Consider the following 14,589-nt stretch of genomic DNA (forward strand, 5'->3'; position numbering starts at 1 on the left):
CTCTTTATTCAGTGGATAGCTTTTAGGGCTGAACGAAAAACCGAATTGGTAATAAATAATGACAGAATTTAAGTTTAATAATGATCAGCTTTCCATCATCAGTGAATTGGGCGTGGATCTTGATTTAAACCGTATAGAAGCCACGTTCAGAAATAATGCTTTCGATGAGCTGAGCAACAATGATCAGCTATCATTTTTGATTGTCTCTAACGCATGTTATCGCGCGGGCTTCCCTGTGATCAACGATGCTCAATATGATGAATTCAGTAAAAAATTTGCTGAAAATAATCCTGATCATCCGTTTGTCACTTCTGTCGAATCAGAGGTGTTGAGTCTGGGTAAAACCGTTTCGTTGCCTCAAAAAATGTTATCCACAGATAAAGCTTATTCCAAGGATGAAATACAGAAATGGCTTGATCGCATTCTTAAAGCAGCAAATGAATTGGATATCGATATCAAGGATATCAATATTCGAGTGACCCCCAAGCTAGATGGTTACGCCGCTTTTGATGATGGAGAAAAGCTATACACCCGAGGAGACGGTGTAAAAGGTCAGGATATTTCGAGAGCATTCGAGCGTGGGCTTAACGTCGCCAATAATGGCGAACGAGGACTAGGGGCTGGCGAGATCGTTATCGATAAAGCCTATTTTGAAGAGAAGTTAAGCCCGTACTTTGAGAATTCACGGAACATTCAAGCTGCGATAATTGCTGAGAAGAACGTTGATAGCCGCGTTCAGCAGGCGATCAATGATGGTGCTTGTGTGTTCTATCCATTTAGCTTGATTAAAAACTGGACAGGTCATTATGAAGAGCTCATGGCGGGTTTTGACAGCATCATAGATAAAATTTGGAATGCCGTAGGTTACGATGTGGATGGCGTTGTTTTAGAAGCAACCGATCTTCGCATTAAAGAATACATGGGGGCAACGCGGAAGTTTCATCGTTGGCAGATTGCCTTCAAGGTTAATGAAGAAGCCGCTGATGTAGAAGTTTTGAATGTTACGCCACAAACCTCAAGAACAGGACGTGTTTCACCTGTTGCTGAATTAGTGCCGACTAAGATCAGCGGGGCAACGATAAGTCGAGTGACGGTTCACCATTACAGCATGGTGAAAGCAAATGGTGTCGGTCCTGGTGCAATCGTTCAAATTGTTCGAAGTGGCTTGGTGATACCAAAGATTGAAAAGGTTATTAAGCCGGTAGAACCTCAAATTCCAACGAACTGCCCAAGTTGTCACTCACATTTAATCTGGGAATCGGATCATTTGATTTGCCCTAATAAGAGTGATTGCCCAGCACAAACCGAGAATACCTTGATTCACTTCTTTAAAACGTTAGGCAATAACGATGGATTTGGCCCTAAGGTTGTTGAGAAGTTAAGTAACTTTGGCGTTAAGCATATACATGACATCTATGCCCTTAAAGCCCATCAGTTTGCAAGTTATGGCTTTGGCGATAAAACGGCTAAAAATCTATTTGATCAACTTCAAGTGAGTCGTGACGTTGCGGTTGAAGATTGGCGCTTTTTATCTGCATTTGGTGTCAGCCGGTTAGGTGGCGGGAATTGCGAAAAGCTCCTACAGCACTACTCGTTAGCCCAGCTTTTTGATCTTTCGGCGGAAGATATCGCTAAGCTTGATGGTTTCGCAACATTGAGTGCAGAAGCGATTGTCGAAGGATTAGCCAATATTAAAGATGAATTCTTTAACGTCTATGACCTTGGTTTTAACTTGAGCATTACCGCAAAAGCATCCGATAACGATAATGCTTCGTCACCGATTGCGGGCGCTGTTATTGTTTTCACCGGTACGATGGTTCAAGGTTCCCGAAGTGATATGGAAAAACAGGCGAAGGGTTTGGGGGCTAAAGTTGCTAAATCAGTAACCGGTAAAACCACCTATCTTGTTGCTGGGGCTAAAGTTGGAGAGACCAAAATTAACAGCGCCAAAGAGAAGGGGGTCAACGTACTCTCAGAGCAAGAGTATTTAGATTTGCTCAACTAAGAAGATAGGTCCCATTTTAGCGGGCATCTATTGGTGTTTATTACGGTATGGATTTGCAGATACAGTGACTTTACGTCAAAAATCTGTGAAACAGGATGGAAGCCTCCGGGTAAAACTGGCAAAAGTACAGGGAACCAGTATTGAGATCTGGGATATACCGATGCCATCGACATAATGTCTCGTTAATTACGTCAAAAATATTTTTTTAGTTTTTTGACGTATTAAAAGCCCCTAAGCCTCTGCTTGGGGGCTTTTTTTACAAGCAGCCATAATACGACTGGTTTTTTTTTGCTGCGAATTCTAACGATAAATATTGCATTAGATGAGGCGTTAGTCTGCGCTGTAATCAATTACAACGTGAAAAATTAAATTCGACGCAGATCTCTTATTTATACCTCTTTGGTATCTATTTCATTGAAATAAAAGGTTATTTTGATTTTTCTGTCACTTGTCTAATCAAGGTTGATCATGATCACTAATCTCAGGAAAGTTTGCACTGAGTCATATTTTTTAAACAAGAAATTAAGTTCTGTTTGATGTTTTTTGCTGTGGACGTAGTCTAGTAGGCAAGCAAGACAAACGTTGAACCAAGAGGTTCAACAAAAAAGTAAAAAAATATGAATTGGTCGGTATTTGAGCCGACTGACATATCGGGAGAGTTACTTGTTGTCCTCGGCGGCCAACCTTTAGGACACAAGTAAACACAGCTAGTATTTTTGAGGAGTTTTTTCCATGGATAAAATGTTTACACGTACTCTACTTGGCGCAGCAATTGCTCTTGCAGCTGCATCTGGTTCTGCAAATGCGGCTATTGACCTTCTTGACGGCAACGTTCAGCTTTATGGACAGGCAGCGGGTGGTCTAATCATCGCTAATCCAGAGGGTGAAGACACTAACGTAACCGCAGATATCGAATCTCGCATTGGTTTCCGTGGTACGGTTGATTTTGATAATTTAGCTCCAAACTTCATCTGGCAGATTGAATCTGGTAACGCAAATGCAACACCAACAGATAAGCCTAATGGTCAAGGTGTATTTGGTTTCCGTGATACATATGTAGGGCTAGATTTTGAAGGTGTAGGTTCTATCAAGTATGGCCGTCAGCTTACTGCTGCTTATAACTATGTTGACTGGCCACACTCAAACCCTGGTATTGGTGGTGTATTTGACCGTAGCTGGGCTCCTGATGTTGGTGGTTCTTTCCAAGACCGTGCTGACCACGTAATCCGTTTTGATTCAGCGAATTTTGGTGGTTTTAACTTCCAAGGAACATTGAGCGGAATGGAAAAGACCACTGATGATATGGCAGTCAGTGTAGCAGCATCTTACACCGCTGATGCGTTTACGGTTCACGGTGGTTACTATACTCGCGACCTTAATACTGCAACAATTAATAGCAACTCATACTTCATTTTAGGTGGTGCTGCGTATCTAGGTGATATCACTCTAACGGCTGCGGCTAAGTACATGGAAGCTGACCATGTTGCTGATGCTGATGCTGACCAGTGGGCATACTCTGCAACTGCACAGTATGTGGCTGATGGTACTTGGCTGTACAAGCTTGGTCTAGCTTATGCCGCTGAACTTGAGCAAGGTGGCAGCGTTTCAGATACTGAAGATTTAGCAGTAACTGGTCGTGTTGGTTACCTACTACCAAGCGCAATTTTGTATACAGATGTCCGTTATGCTGATTTTAACGGTTCATCAGAAGCTGGTGATGGCACAAATATTCACCTAGGTGTTGAATATTACTTCTAATTCTTTCTTGGAATAGAAAGTTTAGATGATAAAATATTAAGACGGGCATTGTTTTCAATGCTCGTTTTTTATAGGAGAGATTAATGAAATTTGGAAAAGCAGTACTATTGGCGAGTGTGTTTTCTGTGGTAGGAAGCGCAAATGCAGCGGTAAATGTCGAGTTTGCCACTGGCGTTGAGTCGATGTTCGTTAATGGAGACAAAACATTTAATCTTTTAGAATCAACAGAAAATGTCACGTTAGATAATGGATTAAACCAAGTGGTTGTCCGTGTGTCTAAATTGATTGAAGGGCAAGGACAGTTAGAAAAATATCGCTCTGATCCTATAGTGTTAACCTTTTCGGCTAAAGATCAGACCGTACTTATAAAACCAAGCCAACGTATTATTAATTCAGTGGATATGAGTAATTTCAATGCCAATCCAATGATGAAACTGACCTCAAAAAATGGCGATTTGGTTGATGTAAAAATCGATGTACTGCCAAAAAATAAAATAGGGGATTCATCAACTGTTTTTGGCCGTAATTACCAAAAAGAATTATCTGCGTATAATCTTGCTCAAGGTTATGTGATAGCTAAACCAGAAGTTGTGAGTCAACCAGAACCGAAGGCCATCAAGCTAATTGGGGCATCTCACGCTACAGTTAAGATACCAACCGCTGCGGAGAAGCAGCCTGTTTCTGGCAGTAATGCGATGATTCTTCTTCAAGCGGATTTCATTCGTTTGTCAGCAGAGCAACGTCAAGCATTCTTAAAGTGGGCTAAGCAGCAGTAAGAATTCACAGGGCGTGGACCTCTGCTCCCTTCTCATCGACTAAGTCTTTCAATATTGTCATATTTCAATGTGATGTCATTACTAAACTAATGCGTAGGTAAAATCCCTACGCATTATTATCTGCGGTCATGCCTTAAAACTGATATTTCCCTTTCTTAATTTCACAGAACATGGCAGGCATGTATTCAATGTCGCCAGACGGTAATTTACAATCAACAAAAGGGCCAGTTGGGTTGTTTTGAGCGCCACCTGAAGAGTTTGATGCGTGTAGTGATAATGGGGCAAAAAGTATGATTGCAGTACAAATGCCTAGTAACTTTTTCATAGGTTTCTCCATTGTTATTAAGGTTTGTTAGCGATATCAATGTTCCCACGTTATTAGTTTTGGTCGGATTGTGACATTGTGCAAACTTTTGCATTAAATTTATTGAAAATTGATTTTATAGCACATGATTGGCGTTGTGACGGTGGCGTATTCTTATTGTGGAATTACCTTACAATGCTAAAATGCACGGTATCAGACTTAGCGCACTGTACTGACACGATGCGCATTTTCATCAATTAGGTAATGTTCAATGACGGTTAAAACTCGCTTTGCACCAAGCCCAACAGGCTTCTTGCACGTAGGTGGTGCGCGTACGGCGCTATATTCTTGGTTGTTTGCTAAACACATGGGTGGCGAATTTGTACTTCGTATTGAAGACACTGACCTAGAGCGCTCTACACAAGAAGCGATCGATGCCATTATGGAAGGCATGGAATGGTTGGAGCTTAATTGGGACGAAGGACCTTATTACCAGACCAAGCGTTTTGATCGTTACAACCAAGTGGTTGATCAGCTATTAGCTGAAGACAAGGCGTACAAATGCTACTGTCCGAAAGAGCTACTTGACGAAATTCGTGAAGAGCAAATGGCTGCGGGTGTAAAGCCTCGCTATGATGCTAACCATCCTAAAATTGTTGCGGCAAATGCAGCAGCGACTGAAGAGAGCCCATTCTGCATTCGTTTCCGTAACCCTAAAGAGGGTACGGTTGTTTTTGACGATAAGATCCGTGGTCGTATCGAAATTGCAAACAGCGAATTGGATGATCTAATCATCCGTCGTACTGATGGTAGCCCAACTTACAACTTCTGTGTTGTTATCGATGACTGGGATATGGGGATTACTCAAGTCGTCCGCGGTGAAGATCACATCAATAACACCCCTCGTCAAATCAACATTTATGAAGCATTGGGTGCACCTGTACCTGAATTCGCACACTGTGCGATGATCCTGGGTGATGACGGTGCGAAACTGTCTAAACGCCACGGTGCGGTAGGCGTTATGCAATACCGTGACGAAGGTTACTTGCCTCACGCGCTGCTTAACTACCTAGTACGTCTTGGCTGGTCTCATGGCGATCAAGAAATCTTCTCACTGCAAGAGATGATTGATCTGTTCACACTTGAATCAGTAAGCAAGTCAGCTTCTGCATTTAACACTGACAAGCTATTGTGGTTGAATAATCACTACATTAAAACCGCTGAACCTGAGTATGTCGCTAAGTACCTACAGTGGCACTTAGATCAAAAAGCGATCAATACCGACAATGGTCCAGCAGTGACTGACGTGATCAAACTGGTTGGTGAGCGTTGCAATACGTTGATTGAACTGGCTGAGCAGTCTCGTTATTTCTATCAAGACTTCAGTGAGTTTGAAGCGGGTGCCGCGAAGAAACACCTTCGTCCAGTGGCAAAAGAAGCACTGGAATTGGCACTGGCTAAAGTCGAAGTATTGGATGCTTGGACCACAGAAAATCTGCACCAAGTGATCCAAGATACTTGTACTGAACTTGAGTTGGGTATGGGTAAAGTGGGTATGCCTTTGCGTGTAGCCGTTACTGGCCAGGGTCAGTCACCATCGGTTGATGCAGTTATGCAATTGGTGGGTAAAGAACGTGTTGTTGCTCGAATCAAGATGTCGCTTGCTTTCATTGCTGAGCGTGAAGCAAACAGCTAAGTTGGTAGTTTGACCGAGTAACGAAAAAGCGGAAGTGCTCGATAGCACTTCCGCTTTTTTATGGGCATGGTAGTGATAGTGAAGAACATGATGATCTATCTGTGATGCGATTCACAAATTTGCAGCTGGAAGCTACCTTGCAGGTTGTGTTTTATTGACATGATTTCACTATGTTTTTATTATCAGCCCAACATTTTGGGGCTATAGCTCAGCTGGGAGAGCGCTTCGCTGGCAGCGAAGAGGTCAGCGGTTCGATCCCGCTTAGCTCCACCAAATTTTCAAAAGGGTCTGACATAGTCAGGCCCTTTTTTATTTCTGGGGCGTTGAATTGATACCGGGTTGGCTAGCATGACTTCGGCTACCTATTAATGTTGCGTCATGGCTGCCCATCGCTTGATATGGGCGTAGCCCAAACATTGGCATGACTGAGTAGATATGGTCAAAAATATCCGCTTGTACCCCTTCGTAATACGCCCAGTCGGTATTGTTAGTAAAGGCATAAACTTGTAACGGGAGCCCCTCCTGGGTTGGTGCTAACTGTCGAACCATGAGCAGCATATAGGGGTGAATATCGTTGTGGGCTCGCAGATAGGTGCTTAAGTAAGCGCGAAATGTCCCTAAATTTGTCAGTTGTCGGGTATTGAGGGGATTGGGAATATCATCAAACGTATCGTTGAACGCTTTGACTTCTTTCGTTTTTTCAAACAAATACTCACGGAGTATTCTGACTTCCTTTAATGTTTCAATTTCATCTGTGCTCATAAAGCGGATTGATGTGACATCAATAAAGACAGAACGCATGATCCGTCTTCCTCCGGACTCAGACATTCCCTGCCAGTTGACAAAGGGATTTTGTACCAGTGCATAAGCGGGCAGCATGCTGACCGTATTATCGAAATTGCGTACTTTGACTGTTGTCAGTGAAATTTCCTCGACCGTACCGTTTGCACTAAAACCGTCCATTTCAATCCAGTCATTGAGGCTGATCATTCGATTGGCCGAGAGCTGGATCCCAGCCACAAAGCCTAAGATAGTATCTTTGAACACCAGCATCACAAAGCCCGTCGCCACACCTAACCCGCTAAGGAAAAAAACCGGTGATTCATTGGAGAGAATTGAGATGGCAACGATGATCCCTACGAGAAAGGTAAAGAGCTTTGTCAATTGAACAAAGCTTTTTATCGGCATTCTACGGGTGACACCTTTGACCGTTGCTATTTCATTGAGGGCATCAAGCAGCGCGAATAGCATCCAGATAAAGATGATCACGAAGATGACGCTGAGGGAACGATCCGTGATGGTTGCCAGTAATGGATTATGGCTCAGTATCTGAGGGATCAGTTGATCGAGGATCATGACCGGGACAAGCAGGGCAAGTTTTTCCAGTACCTCGAAGTTTGTCAGGCTATTTCCCAGGGTTTTTTTATTTCGTTTTAGGATGGAGTTAACCATGCGGACCAGGATCCGAAGCACGATCAAGTAAATAATGACGGCCAGACCAATGGCGGCAAAAATGAACACCGCCGTGAGTTCGGTATCATACGGATCATGCTTGATGTCCGCCGTGTTCAATTTCTTGGTGATATATTCTCGCAGAGTGTGATTCAGTAAAAGCTCGTCTTTTGCTTTCAAAGTCATAGGACGTTCCATCATTTGAGAAGGTGAAGATTGTGGTGCGGCGATTATTTATTGCGCAATTGTCTGACCACTTACTTATTCTGATTGGTATAAGTCTAGTTGTGATCTTTTAAGGTAACTTGGGTGTAGAAAGCAAAAAGCCAACAGTGATGACACTGTTGGCTTTTAAAATGATGGCGCTCCCTGCTGGAGTCGAACCAGCGGCCTTCCCCTTAGGAGGGGGACGCTCTATCCATCTGAGCTAAGGGAGCAGAATGCCATTATACAAAATAAATTTAATATATTAAGTAATTAGTCATATTTTTGAATCTGTTTGGTTAGCAAATCACCAGGTTGAATGCTGCTGGCCAATTCGGGTTGATCGACGTTTAGTTCGGCTGACTTCTCATAGACGCGATCAACGGTCAACGTGATGTCGGTCTGGACCATTCGGTTTCTTGGGATTCCATTCTGGTCAATAAAGCCGGCGGTGTGCCACAGGGCGAGGCGATCACCGGATTGCACACCATGGATGCGGCCTACGTTGACCTGTACTTGATTACCATGATTGTTAACGACTTCTGGAAGGCTGGCTCGGCAGGAAAGGGTCGTTTCCAAATCAAGCATCATGTTACGACTCACCCGTTGAACCGCCTGCCCATAGCTTGACTGCCAGAAACGGGCGCTATTGGTATCGACCTGACTGATCCGAGAGAATGGCCAAGCAGCAATTTCCCGATAGTGGTTTTGCATCAGGATCTCGCCCGTTTTGCCATTCATTATTTGCAGTGTGGCAGCAAACTGACGGTTGATTTGGTCATCTTTAAGCAGTTTTTGATCCAACGTCGAGGTTAAATCGGTGATTTGACCACTAACGATGTATTGAGCGTCATGGTCAGCAGCCAGCATTGTCATCGTATTGGGCTGGCCAGCATTGATTGGAATACGGGTAATGTCGGATACCACGAAACTCTGTGATTTTTGAGCGATCTGGCGTTGTAGAATTTGGGTAAACGACTGACCAATTTGGTATATCCCCCCTAATGACGCATGCTGAGGTGCGGTAAGGGCGAACTCCCCAAGCAATAAGCCTTTCTTGTATTGGATCTTGTGGCAACTCTTTGCCGATGGATATACATCAATGCGTGCCGTCAGGTAATATTTGCCGCCTTGTTTTCGTGTTTTCAACACCGAAACATGGCGCACTTCATTACCGCTGAATTGGTATTCTTCGCGTTTGGTGGCTAAGTAGGGGCGCAAATTACTGAAACTGGCAATATCTGCCCCGGAATAACTGATCGCCTGGAAGATCGCATCTTCTAGCGCATTCTGACGAGCGAGGCTCTCACTTTCCAGCTGTACGGCGCTCCCGGTGACTTCAAACCAAGCCGCATGCAGAGGAGAAGACAGCAGAAGGGCAATAGTGCTGAGTATGGTAAAGAATTTATGACTCATTTTTTCAACTCGGGTATGAATATTGCTAGTCACTCTGGTAACTAAAGATAAAACTTGCCGTTGCTATTATTGATTGTCTAGAGGGGTTCCGCATGACATCAACGAGAATAGCTATGCAAAGAGTGTTCCCAATAGCATTTTTTAGTGTAATCGATAAAGTTTTTTTCTCTATGTACGATAACAGGCTATGAGCAACAAGTCTCTTTTCATCTGGAGCAGGTAAAATGAAAAATTGGATAGTCCTGATACTGGCGATGATGACCGTATCATGTTCCTACTCCCCGATATATAACGGCAAAGAGCCGTATACCGGTAGCTCCTTTTTATTGAAGGAGACCCCTCGCCATACGATGGACTTCTTTATAGAGGGTATGACCGACCAGCTAGTGAGCTCAAATCAATATCTAACGGCGAAAACGCCGCTGGCCGTGACATCGTTTGTTGATTTGCAGCAAATGGAAGAAACGAATTGGTTGGGTAATACCGTGACGGAAGGATTCATGTTTCAGATGCAGCAGCGAGGCTATACCGTTGTTGACTACAAGGCGACAGGCGGGATTAAGGTGACCCCGGATGGTGACTTTGCGATCAGCCGAAACTGGCGAGAGCTTGCTGCCGAACAGCCAGTTGATTACGTATTGACGGGCACGATGCTTCGCCAAGGCGGAGGCGTGTTGGTGAATGCGCGGATCATAGGCATGCGATCCCGAGTGGTTATTGCCTCGGCGCAGGGCTTCCTGCCTGCGGATCGTATTGGTCGTGATCTCGATACTTTGAATAAAATGCGGATCCAGAACGGAGTGATCATTCGTAGTGAAGCGCAGACTTTTGATCGCAATACCGTGGTATTGAAACCTTAGGAGTAAAAAATGCGTTACTGGATACTACTGGTATTGATGGTATTGGCAGGTTGTCAGCCGTTAACTGAGATTCGTAATGAGGATCTGCTTACTGCTGTTGGCTATGCTTCTATCAGCGAGCAGCGAGGCCGAACCGATGAAGAGAAGCGCATTCGAGCAATGCGTGCATCAAAAATTGACGCTTATCGTGAGTTAACTGAGCAGGTATACGGTATGCGAGTCAGTGCTCGGGCTGAGTTGAATGATCAACAGCTGGGGATTGAAACAACAGATGGTGCTGTTGATGGCATTATTCGTGGGGCAGAAGTGCTTCGCAGTTACCCAGTGGGCGATAGTTACGTTACTGAGTTGCAGCTCGACTTGCGTAAAATGGAGCGTATGAAGAGCCATGGTGAGGTCTACCATGTACCTACGAATCAAGAAACCTTATTTTAGGTAGGTTTTAGATAGCGAGATTCAGGCTTTAATATTGGTGCCTAAGGAACGGATATTCTGTGCAACCCCTTCGCTATTATAGGTCATTTGTTGCTTGCCTCGGCTCTGCTGAAACAGGTTATTGAGCTTGTGGAAGCTGAGCTGAGCGCGTTGAAGGGCTTCGCCGTTGATTTGGTTGATTTCTTTACAACGGGCAACGGTCGTTTTGATTTGTGCCACTTTAGTGGCCATCGCTGGGGACTCAGTGAGTTGTTGACGCTGTGAATGACTGGCGATTAAATGATCCTGTTGCTGAATTTTGTGGATCAATGCCAATTTATCCGAGGCAAGACGGGCTATTTCAGCCGCTTTGCGTTCAACAATGGCTGCTTTTTCTTGCTCAAGTAAACGAGAAAGAGACACCAGAGTTGCTTGTTGCAGCTCCAGTAGCTGTTCTATAGATTGTGACATCATTCTTTCTCGGTTGGTGAGGGGTTATAAGCCCTGAAGTTCATCTTCAAACTTAAGCATGTTAGAGGCCAGCTTATCGGCATCAATGACATAAGCGCCATTAGCAATCGCCTCTTTGATGGCTGCCACTTTGGCACTGTCAAAACTGGGTTCTGCTGCAAGTTGCTGATGAATTTGACCAACAGCTTTTCCTTGGGAACTGAGTGAAACGGAATCACCAATACTGCTTTCACTGACACGGTTTGGTGCACTTTTGGCAGACCCCGTTGAAGACCCGGTAGCCACACTGTGGTTATTGCGGGTGCTTGTCAGTGGTTGGCCTGATCGAAGATGATCAATACTTGCCATAAACTTAGCCCTTGGACATTTAACTGGATAATGCTTTTAATTCGGCAGCAAAACTAATAACTTTAGTCTTAATTGTAGCAATATTTTCATTTCAATTTCCGGCATTATTCAATAATTGACAGTGACTTCACCAACACCAGTGATTACCGCGTCTATCATGCGTTTAGACTTACTGTTCTGCACCTTGATTTGCTCACCGAGAGAGCCATCAGACAGCGCAACGCCTTTGGTCACAATGCTGAGACCGCTACCACCGGCTCTGATCGTAATGGCATCATTACGGCAGACCAGGCAAATATCGCTACCGAGTACGGGGTCGCCCATGTTAACGGTACGTTTAATTTTTGAACCGATAATTTGTTCTGGACGCTCAAAAATGAGGCCGCGTTGAAAACGCAGCTCAATCATTTTGATGGTTAAATCACTGCCCGTCAGCACCATTCCCCGAGCTAGTGGCTTGGTGGCGACGACACGAGGAAGCAAAAGTTGAGTGCGTACTGGCACATAAATTTGCCAATTATCAGGTTGGCAACTGATCAGTACCGTGATGTTACCGCTGAGTGATTGCTTACCGGGCATAGAGGCATTGAGCGGTTCAGGGCAGTGTGTCAGGCGTAGTCGGCTATCCAGTGTTGCTGCTTTAATATGCAGCTCTCCCTTTTCAGGTTTACTGATCTGCTGTGCGACGTATTGCTCTGCTGTTTGTTGTACTTTATCGAGGGGGTTTTGTGTTTCGGATGAAACAAATGCGCTAAAGAAAACGGCCATCAGGCCGATTATGCATAGTAAGAATCGCAAAGTTGTTCTTTGGGTCACGGTTTTCACTCAATGTTGACTGGATAAAAGACTATAGTTAGCCTCGTTGGTTAGGGGTATCAACGTGATAGCTTAAATCATATTCAGTTTGCTATCATAGGTGGATTATTATGATAATTCCCATCGAACACGTATCAAATTATAAAAACGAATAACATGGAGTCATCCTTATGTCGGGGATCCTCGATTCAGTTAACCAGCGTACACAGCTTGTTGGGCAAAACCGCCTTGAACTGCTTACGTTCAGACTAAATAGACGTCAACGCTACGGAATTAACGTCTTTAAAGTAAAAGAAGTTCTGCAGTGTCCAAGATTGACTACGATGCCAAATTTGCATCCCTTGGTAAAGGGAATTGCTCATATTCGTGGCCAGACAATTTCTGTGATTGATATGAGTTTGGCAACGGGGGGGCGCCCAATTGATGATCTGGACAACTGTTTTGTGATCATCTCTGAGTTTAACCGCTCCATCCAGGGCTTTTTGGTTTCGTCAGTCGAACGTATTATCAATATGAACTGGGAATCCATACTGCCGCCACCTAAAGGAGCAGGCAGGGCTAACTACCTGACGGCGGTAACGGAAATTGATAACGAATTGGTAGAGATTCTGGACGTTGAGAAAATTCTTGATGAAATCTCGCCTGTGAATACCGATATTACTGGTACGGTATTGGAAGAGTTGGTTGAACATTTACCAACTGTTCGTCGTGTTCTTGTGGCTGATGACTCCAGTGTTGCCCGTAAGCAGGTGCAGCGTGCCATTGAAGCCATTGGTTGTGAATGTGTGCTGGTTAAGGACGGTAAAGAAGCCATTCTAACGCTACGTGAAATGGCGAAAGAGGGGGACATTCACCAGCAGCTCGCACTGGTTATTTCTGATATTGAAATGCCAGAAATGGATGGTTACACCCTGACGGCTGAAATTCGCAATGATCCAAAACTGAAAGAATTACATGTAATTCTGCATACATCACTAAGTGGTGTATTCAACCAAGCAATGGTTGAAAGGGTTGGTGCGAATGCATTTATCCCTAAATTTAACCCTGATGAGCTAGGTGCTGCGGTTAAAGCCGCGATGGCACAATAATAATAATACTAGAGTAGTAGATGACAGCTATAACTATAAACGATCAGGAATACCGTGAATTTTGTCGTTTTCTTGAAGCCCAGTGCGGCATTGTGCTAGGAGAAAGTAAGCAATATTTAGTTCGTAGTCGCCTGAGTCCCTTGATCAACCGGTTTTCGCTATCATCAATGTCTGAGTTGCTCCAGCTGGTGATTTCTGGCCGTAATCGTGAATTGCGCGTTGCTGCGGTTGATGCCATGACCACCAATGAAACGTTATGGTTCCGTGATACATACCCGTATACGGTATTAGCAGATAAAATCCTTCCCGAGCTTGCGGCGAATAAGCGACCAATTAAAATTTGGTCGTCTGCCAGTTCTTCGGGTCAGGAGCCTTATTCCATCGCGATGACCACGCTAGAAACCCAGAGTCGACGCCCGGGGATGTTAACCAGTGGGGTACAGATCACTGCAACAGATATTTCTCAGACCATGTTGGAAAACTGTCGCAGTGGTGCGTATGACAACTTGGCGTTGAGCCGGGGGCTTTCCCCAGAGCGCCGTCGGATGTTCTTTGAGGACAACGGTGACGGGCGCATGAAGGTGAACGATAAAGTGAAGCGGATGGTGAATTTTCGACCGCAGAACCTTAAAGACAGCTATGCGTTACTTGGTAAGTTCGACATTATTTTTTGCCGTAATGTGTTGATTTACTTTTCGCCAGAGATGAAAGCTAAAGTATTGAATCAGATGGCGACAAGTCTTAACCCGGGTGGTTATCTGCTATTGGGGGCGTCTGAGTCATTAACGGGCCTGACCGATAAGTTTGAGATGATCCGCTGTAATCCAGGCATTATCTATAAGCTTAAATGAGTTAGCGAGTTTCGAGTCTGAAGGGACGAGGAGCGCGTAAGAGCGGTCCTTGCTCCTGAGGCCCTATGGAAGAGTAAGTGCGAAAGCGATTATTTTTCTGTAGGGCTTTTTTATCTTGATACTATTGCCA

Annotated in this window: 14 protein-coding genes and 2 tRNA genes; 9 read left to right on the top strand and 7 right to left on the bottom strand. The window is 44.4% G+C overall.

Annotation, left to right across the window (positions count from 1 at the left end):
• Positions 1 to 58: 58 nt before the first annotated feature.
• From L4D12_RS18645 to L4D12_RS18655, 3 genes are all read left to right on the top strand, one after another.
• A complete protein-coding gene (locus L4D12_RS18645; protein WP_428449341.1) occupies positions 59 to 2,005 on the top strand; it encodes a BRCT domain-containing protein in 1,947 nt (648 codons plus the stop codon).
• A 732-nt stretch (positions 2,006 to 2,737) separates the two neighbouring features.
• Positions 2,738 to 3,763 (top strand): porin, encoded by a 1,026-nt coding sequence (locus tag L4D12_RS18650; protein WP_428449342.1) that lies wholly within the window; start codon positions 2,738 to 2,740, stop codon positions 3,761 to 3,763.
• 83 nt (positions 3,764 to 3,846) lie between these two features.
• Entirely contained in the window at positions 3,847 to 4,539 is a 693-nt protein-coding gene (locus L4D12_RS18655) for a YccT family protein (protein ID WP_428449343.1), read from the top strand.
• Positions 4,540 to 4,672: 133 nt separating this feature from the next.
• Here L4D12_RS18655 and L4D12_RS18660 read toward each other — a convergent pair whose 3' ends face one another.
• Positions 4,673 to 4,864 carry a hypothetical protein gene (locus tag L4D12_RS18660; RefSeq protein ID WP_428449344.1) on the bottom strand — a complete coding sequence of 64 codons (192 nt, stop codon included), beginning with the start codon at positions 4,862 to 4,864 and terminating at the stop codon, positions 4,673 to 4,675.
• A gap of 250 nt (positions 4,865 to 5,114) precedes the next feature.
• Between L4D12_RS18660 and gltX the strand changes: the two genes are divergently transcribed.
• Positions 5,115 to 6,539 carry a glutamate--tRNA ligase gene (gene gltX, locus L4D12_RS18665; protein ID WP_428449345.1) on the top strand — a complete coding sequence of 475 codons (1,425 nt, stop codon included), beginning with the start codon at positions 5,115 to 5,117 and terminating at the stop codon, positions 6,537 to 6,539.
• A gap of 197 nt (positions 6,540 to 6,736) precedes the next feature.
• Positions 6,737 to 6,812 (top strand) — tRNA-Ala (locus L4D12_RS18670).
• Positions 6,813 to 6,848: 36 nt separating this feature from the next.
• On the opposite strand, the gene L4D12_RS18675 is transcribed toward L4D12_RS18670, so the two are convergent.
• The 3 genes from L4D12_RS18675 to L4D12_RS18685 all read right to left on the bottom strand — a co-directional run bounded on the left by L4D12_RS18675 (position 6,849) and on the right by L4D12_RS18685 (position 9,611).
• On the bottom strand, positions 6,849 to 8,177 hold the full coding sequence (locus L4D12_RS18675; RefSeq protein WP_428449346.1) for a mechanosensitive ion channel family protein: 1,329 nt from the start codon (positions 8,175 to 8,177) through the stop codon (positions 6,849 to 6,851).
• Between the two features lie 174 nt (positions 8,178 to 8,351).
• Positions 8,352 to 8,428: transfer RNA gene (locus L4D12_RS18680), tRNA-Arg, on the bottom strand.
• Between the two features lie 40 nt (positions 8,429 to 8,468).
• Positions 8,469 to 9,611, bottom strand: coding sequence for a flagella assembly protein FlgT (locus tag L4D12_RS18685; RefSeq protein ID WP_428449347.1), 1,143 nt, complete (start codon positions 9,609 to 9,611; stop codon positions 8,469 to 8,471).
• A 224-nt stretch (positions 9,612 to 9,835) separates the two neighbouring features.
• On the opposite strand from L4D12_RS18685, the gene L4D12_RS18690 reads away from it, so the two are divergent.
• Positions 9,836 to 10,471 carry a FlgO family outer membrane protein gene (locus L4D12_RS18690; RefSeq protein WP_428449348.1) on the top strand — a complete coding sequence of 212 codons (636 nt, stop codon included), beginning with the start codon at positions 9,836 to 9,838 and terminating at the stop codon, positions 10,469 to 10,471.
• Between the two features lie 9 nt (positions 10,472 to 10,480).
• Entirely contained in the window at positions 10,481 to 10,906 is a 426-nt protein-coding gene (locus L4D12_RS18695; protein WP_428449349.1) for an LPP20 family lipoprotein, read from the top strand.
• A gap of 21 nt (positions 10,907 to 10,927) precedes the next feature.
• Here L4D12_RS18695 and L4D12_RS18700 read toward each other — a convergent pair whose 3' ends face one another.
• The 3 genes from L4D12_RS18700 to flgA all read right to left on the bottom strand — a co-directional run bounded on the left by L4D12_RS18700 (position 10,928) and on the right by flgA (position 12,502).
• Positions 10,928 to 11,356 carry a flagella synthesis protein FlgN gene (locus L4D12_RS18700; protein ID WP_428449386.1) on the bottom strand — a complete coding sequence of 143 codons (429 nt, stop codon included), beginning with the start codon at positions 11,354 to 11,356 and terminating at the stop codon, positions 10,928 to 10,930.
• Positions 11,357 to 11,380: 24 nt separating this feature from the next.
• On the bottom strand, positions 11,381 to 11,704 hold the full coding sequence (gene flgM / locus L4D12_RS18705; protein ID WP_428449350.1) for a flagellar biosynthesis anti-sigma factor FlgM: 324 nt from the start codon (positions 11,702 to 11,704) through the stop codon (positions 11,381 to 11,383).
• Positions 11,705 to 11,812: 108 nt separating this feature from the next.
• Positions 11,813 to 12,502 (bottom strand): flagellar basal body P-ring formation chaperone FlgA, encoded by a 690-nt coding sequence (flgA, locus tag L4D12_RS18710; RefSeq protein ID WP_428449351.1) that lies wholly within the window; start codon positions 12,500 to 12,502, stop codon positions 11,813 to 11,815.
• 188 nt (positions 12,503 to 12,690) lie between these two features.
• On the opposite strand from flgA, the gene L4D12_RS18715 reads away from it, so the two are divergent.
• Both L4D12_RS18715 and L4D12_RS18720 read left to right on the top strand, forming a co-directional pair.
• On the top strand, positions 12,691 to 13,608 hold the full coding sequence (locus L4D12_RS18715; RefSeq protein WP_428449352.1) for a chemotaxis protein CheV: 918 nt from the start codon (positions 12,691 to 12,693) through the stop codon (positions 13,606 to 13,608).
• 20 nt (positions 13,609 to 13,628) lie between these two features.
• Complete coding sequence (locus L4D12_RS18720) at positions 13,629 to 14,459, top strand: CheR family methyltransferase (RefSeq protein WP_428449353.1); 831 nt, start codon at positions 13,629 to 13,631, stop codon at positions 14,457 to 14,459.
• Positions 14,460 to 14,589: the final 130 nt, after the last annotated feature.

Source organism: Photobacterium nomapromontoriensis (genome assembly GCF_050336815.1).
Lineage (GTDB): Bacteria > Pseudomonadota > Gammaproteobacteria > Enterobacterales > Vibrionaceae > Photobacterium > Photobacterium nomapromontoriensis.

Bases quoted from the DNA above. Each gene is read 5' to 3' on its own strand.
- L4D12_RS18645 (WP_428449341.1), top strand. From the start codon at position 59: ATGACAGAATTTAAGTTTAATAATGATCAGCTTTCCATCATCAGTGAA.
- L4D12_RS18650 (WP_428449342.1), top strand. From the start codon at position 2,738: ATGGATAAAATGTTTACACGTACTCTACTTGGCGCAGCAATTGCTCTT.
- L4D12_RS18655 (WP_428449343.1), top strand. From the start codon at position 3,847: ATGAAATTTGGAAAAGCAGTACTATTGGCGAGTGTGTTTTCTGTGGTA.
- L4D12_RS18660 (WP_428449344.1), bottom strand. From the start codon at position 4,864: ATGAAAAAGTTACTAGGCATTTGTACTGCAATCATACTTTTTGCCCCA.
- gltX (WP_428449345.1), top strand. From the start codon at position 5,115: ATGACGGTTAAAACTCGCTTTGCACCAAGCCCAACAGGCTTCTTGCAC.
- L4D12_RS18675 (WP_428449346.1), bottom strand. From the start codon at position 8,177: ATGACTTTGAAAGCAAAAGACGAGCTTTTACTGAATCACACTCTGCGA.
- L4D12_RS18685 (WP_428449347.1), bottom strand. From the start codon at position 9,611: ATGAGTCATAAATTCTTTACCATACTCAGCACTATTGCCCTTCTGCTG.
- L4D12_RS18690 (WP_428449348.1), top strand. From the start codon at position 9,836: ATGAAAAATTGGATAGTCCTGATACTGGCGATGATGACCGTATCATGT.
- L4D12_RS18695 (WP_428449349.1), top strand. From the start codon at position 10,481: ATGCGTTACTGGATACTACTGGTATTGATGGTATTGGCAGGTTGTCAG.
- L4D12_RS18700 (WP_428449386.1), bottom strand. From the start codon at position 11,356: ATGTCACAATCTATAGAACAGCTACTGGAGCTGCAACAAGCAACTCTG.
- flgM (WP_428449350.1), bottom strand. From the start codon at position 11,704: ATGGCAAGTATTGATCATCTTCGATCAGGCCAACCACTGACAAGCACC.
- L4D12_RS18715 (WP_428449352.1), top strand. From the start codon at position 12,691: ATGTCGGGGATCCTCGATTCAGTTAACCAGCGTACACAGCTTGTTGGG.
- L4D12_RS18720 (WP_428449353.1), top strand. From the start codon at position 13,629: ATGACAGCTATAACTATAAACGATCAGGAATACCGTGAATTTTGTCGT.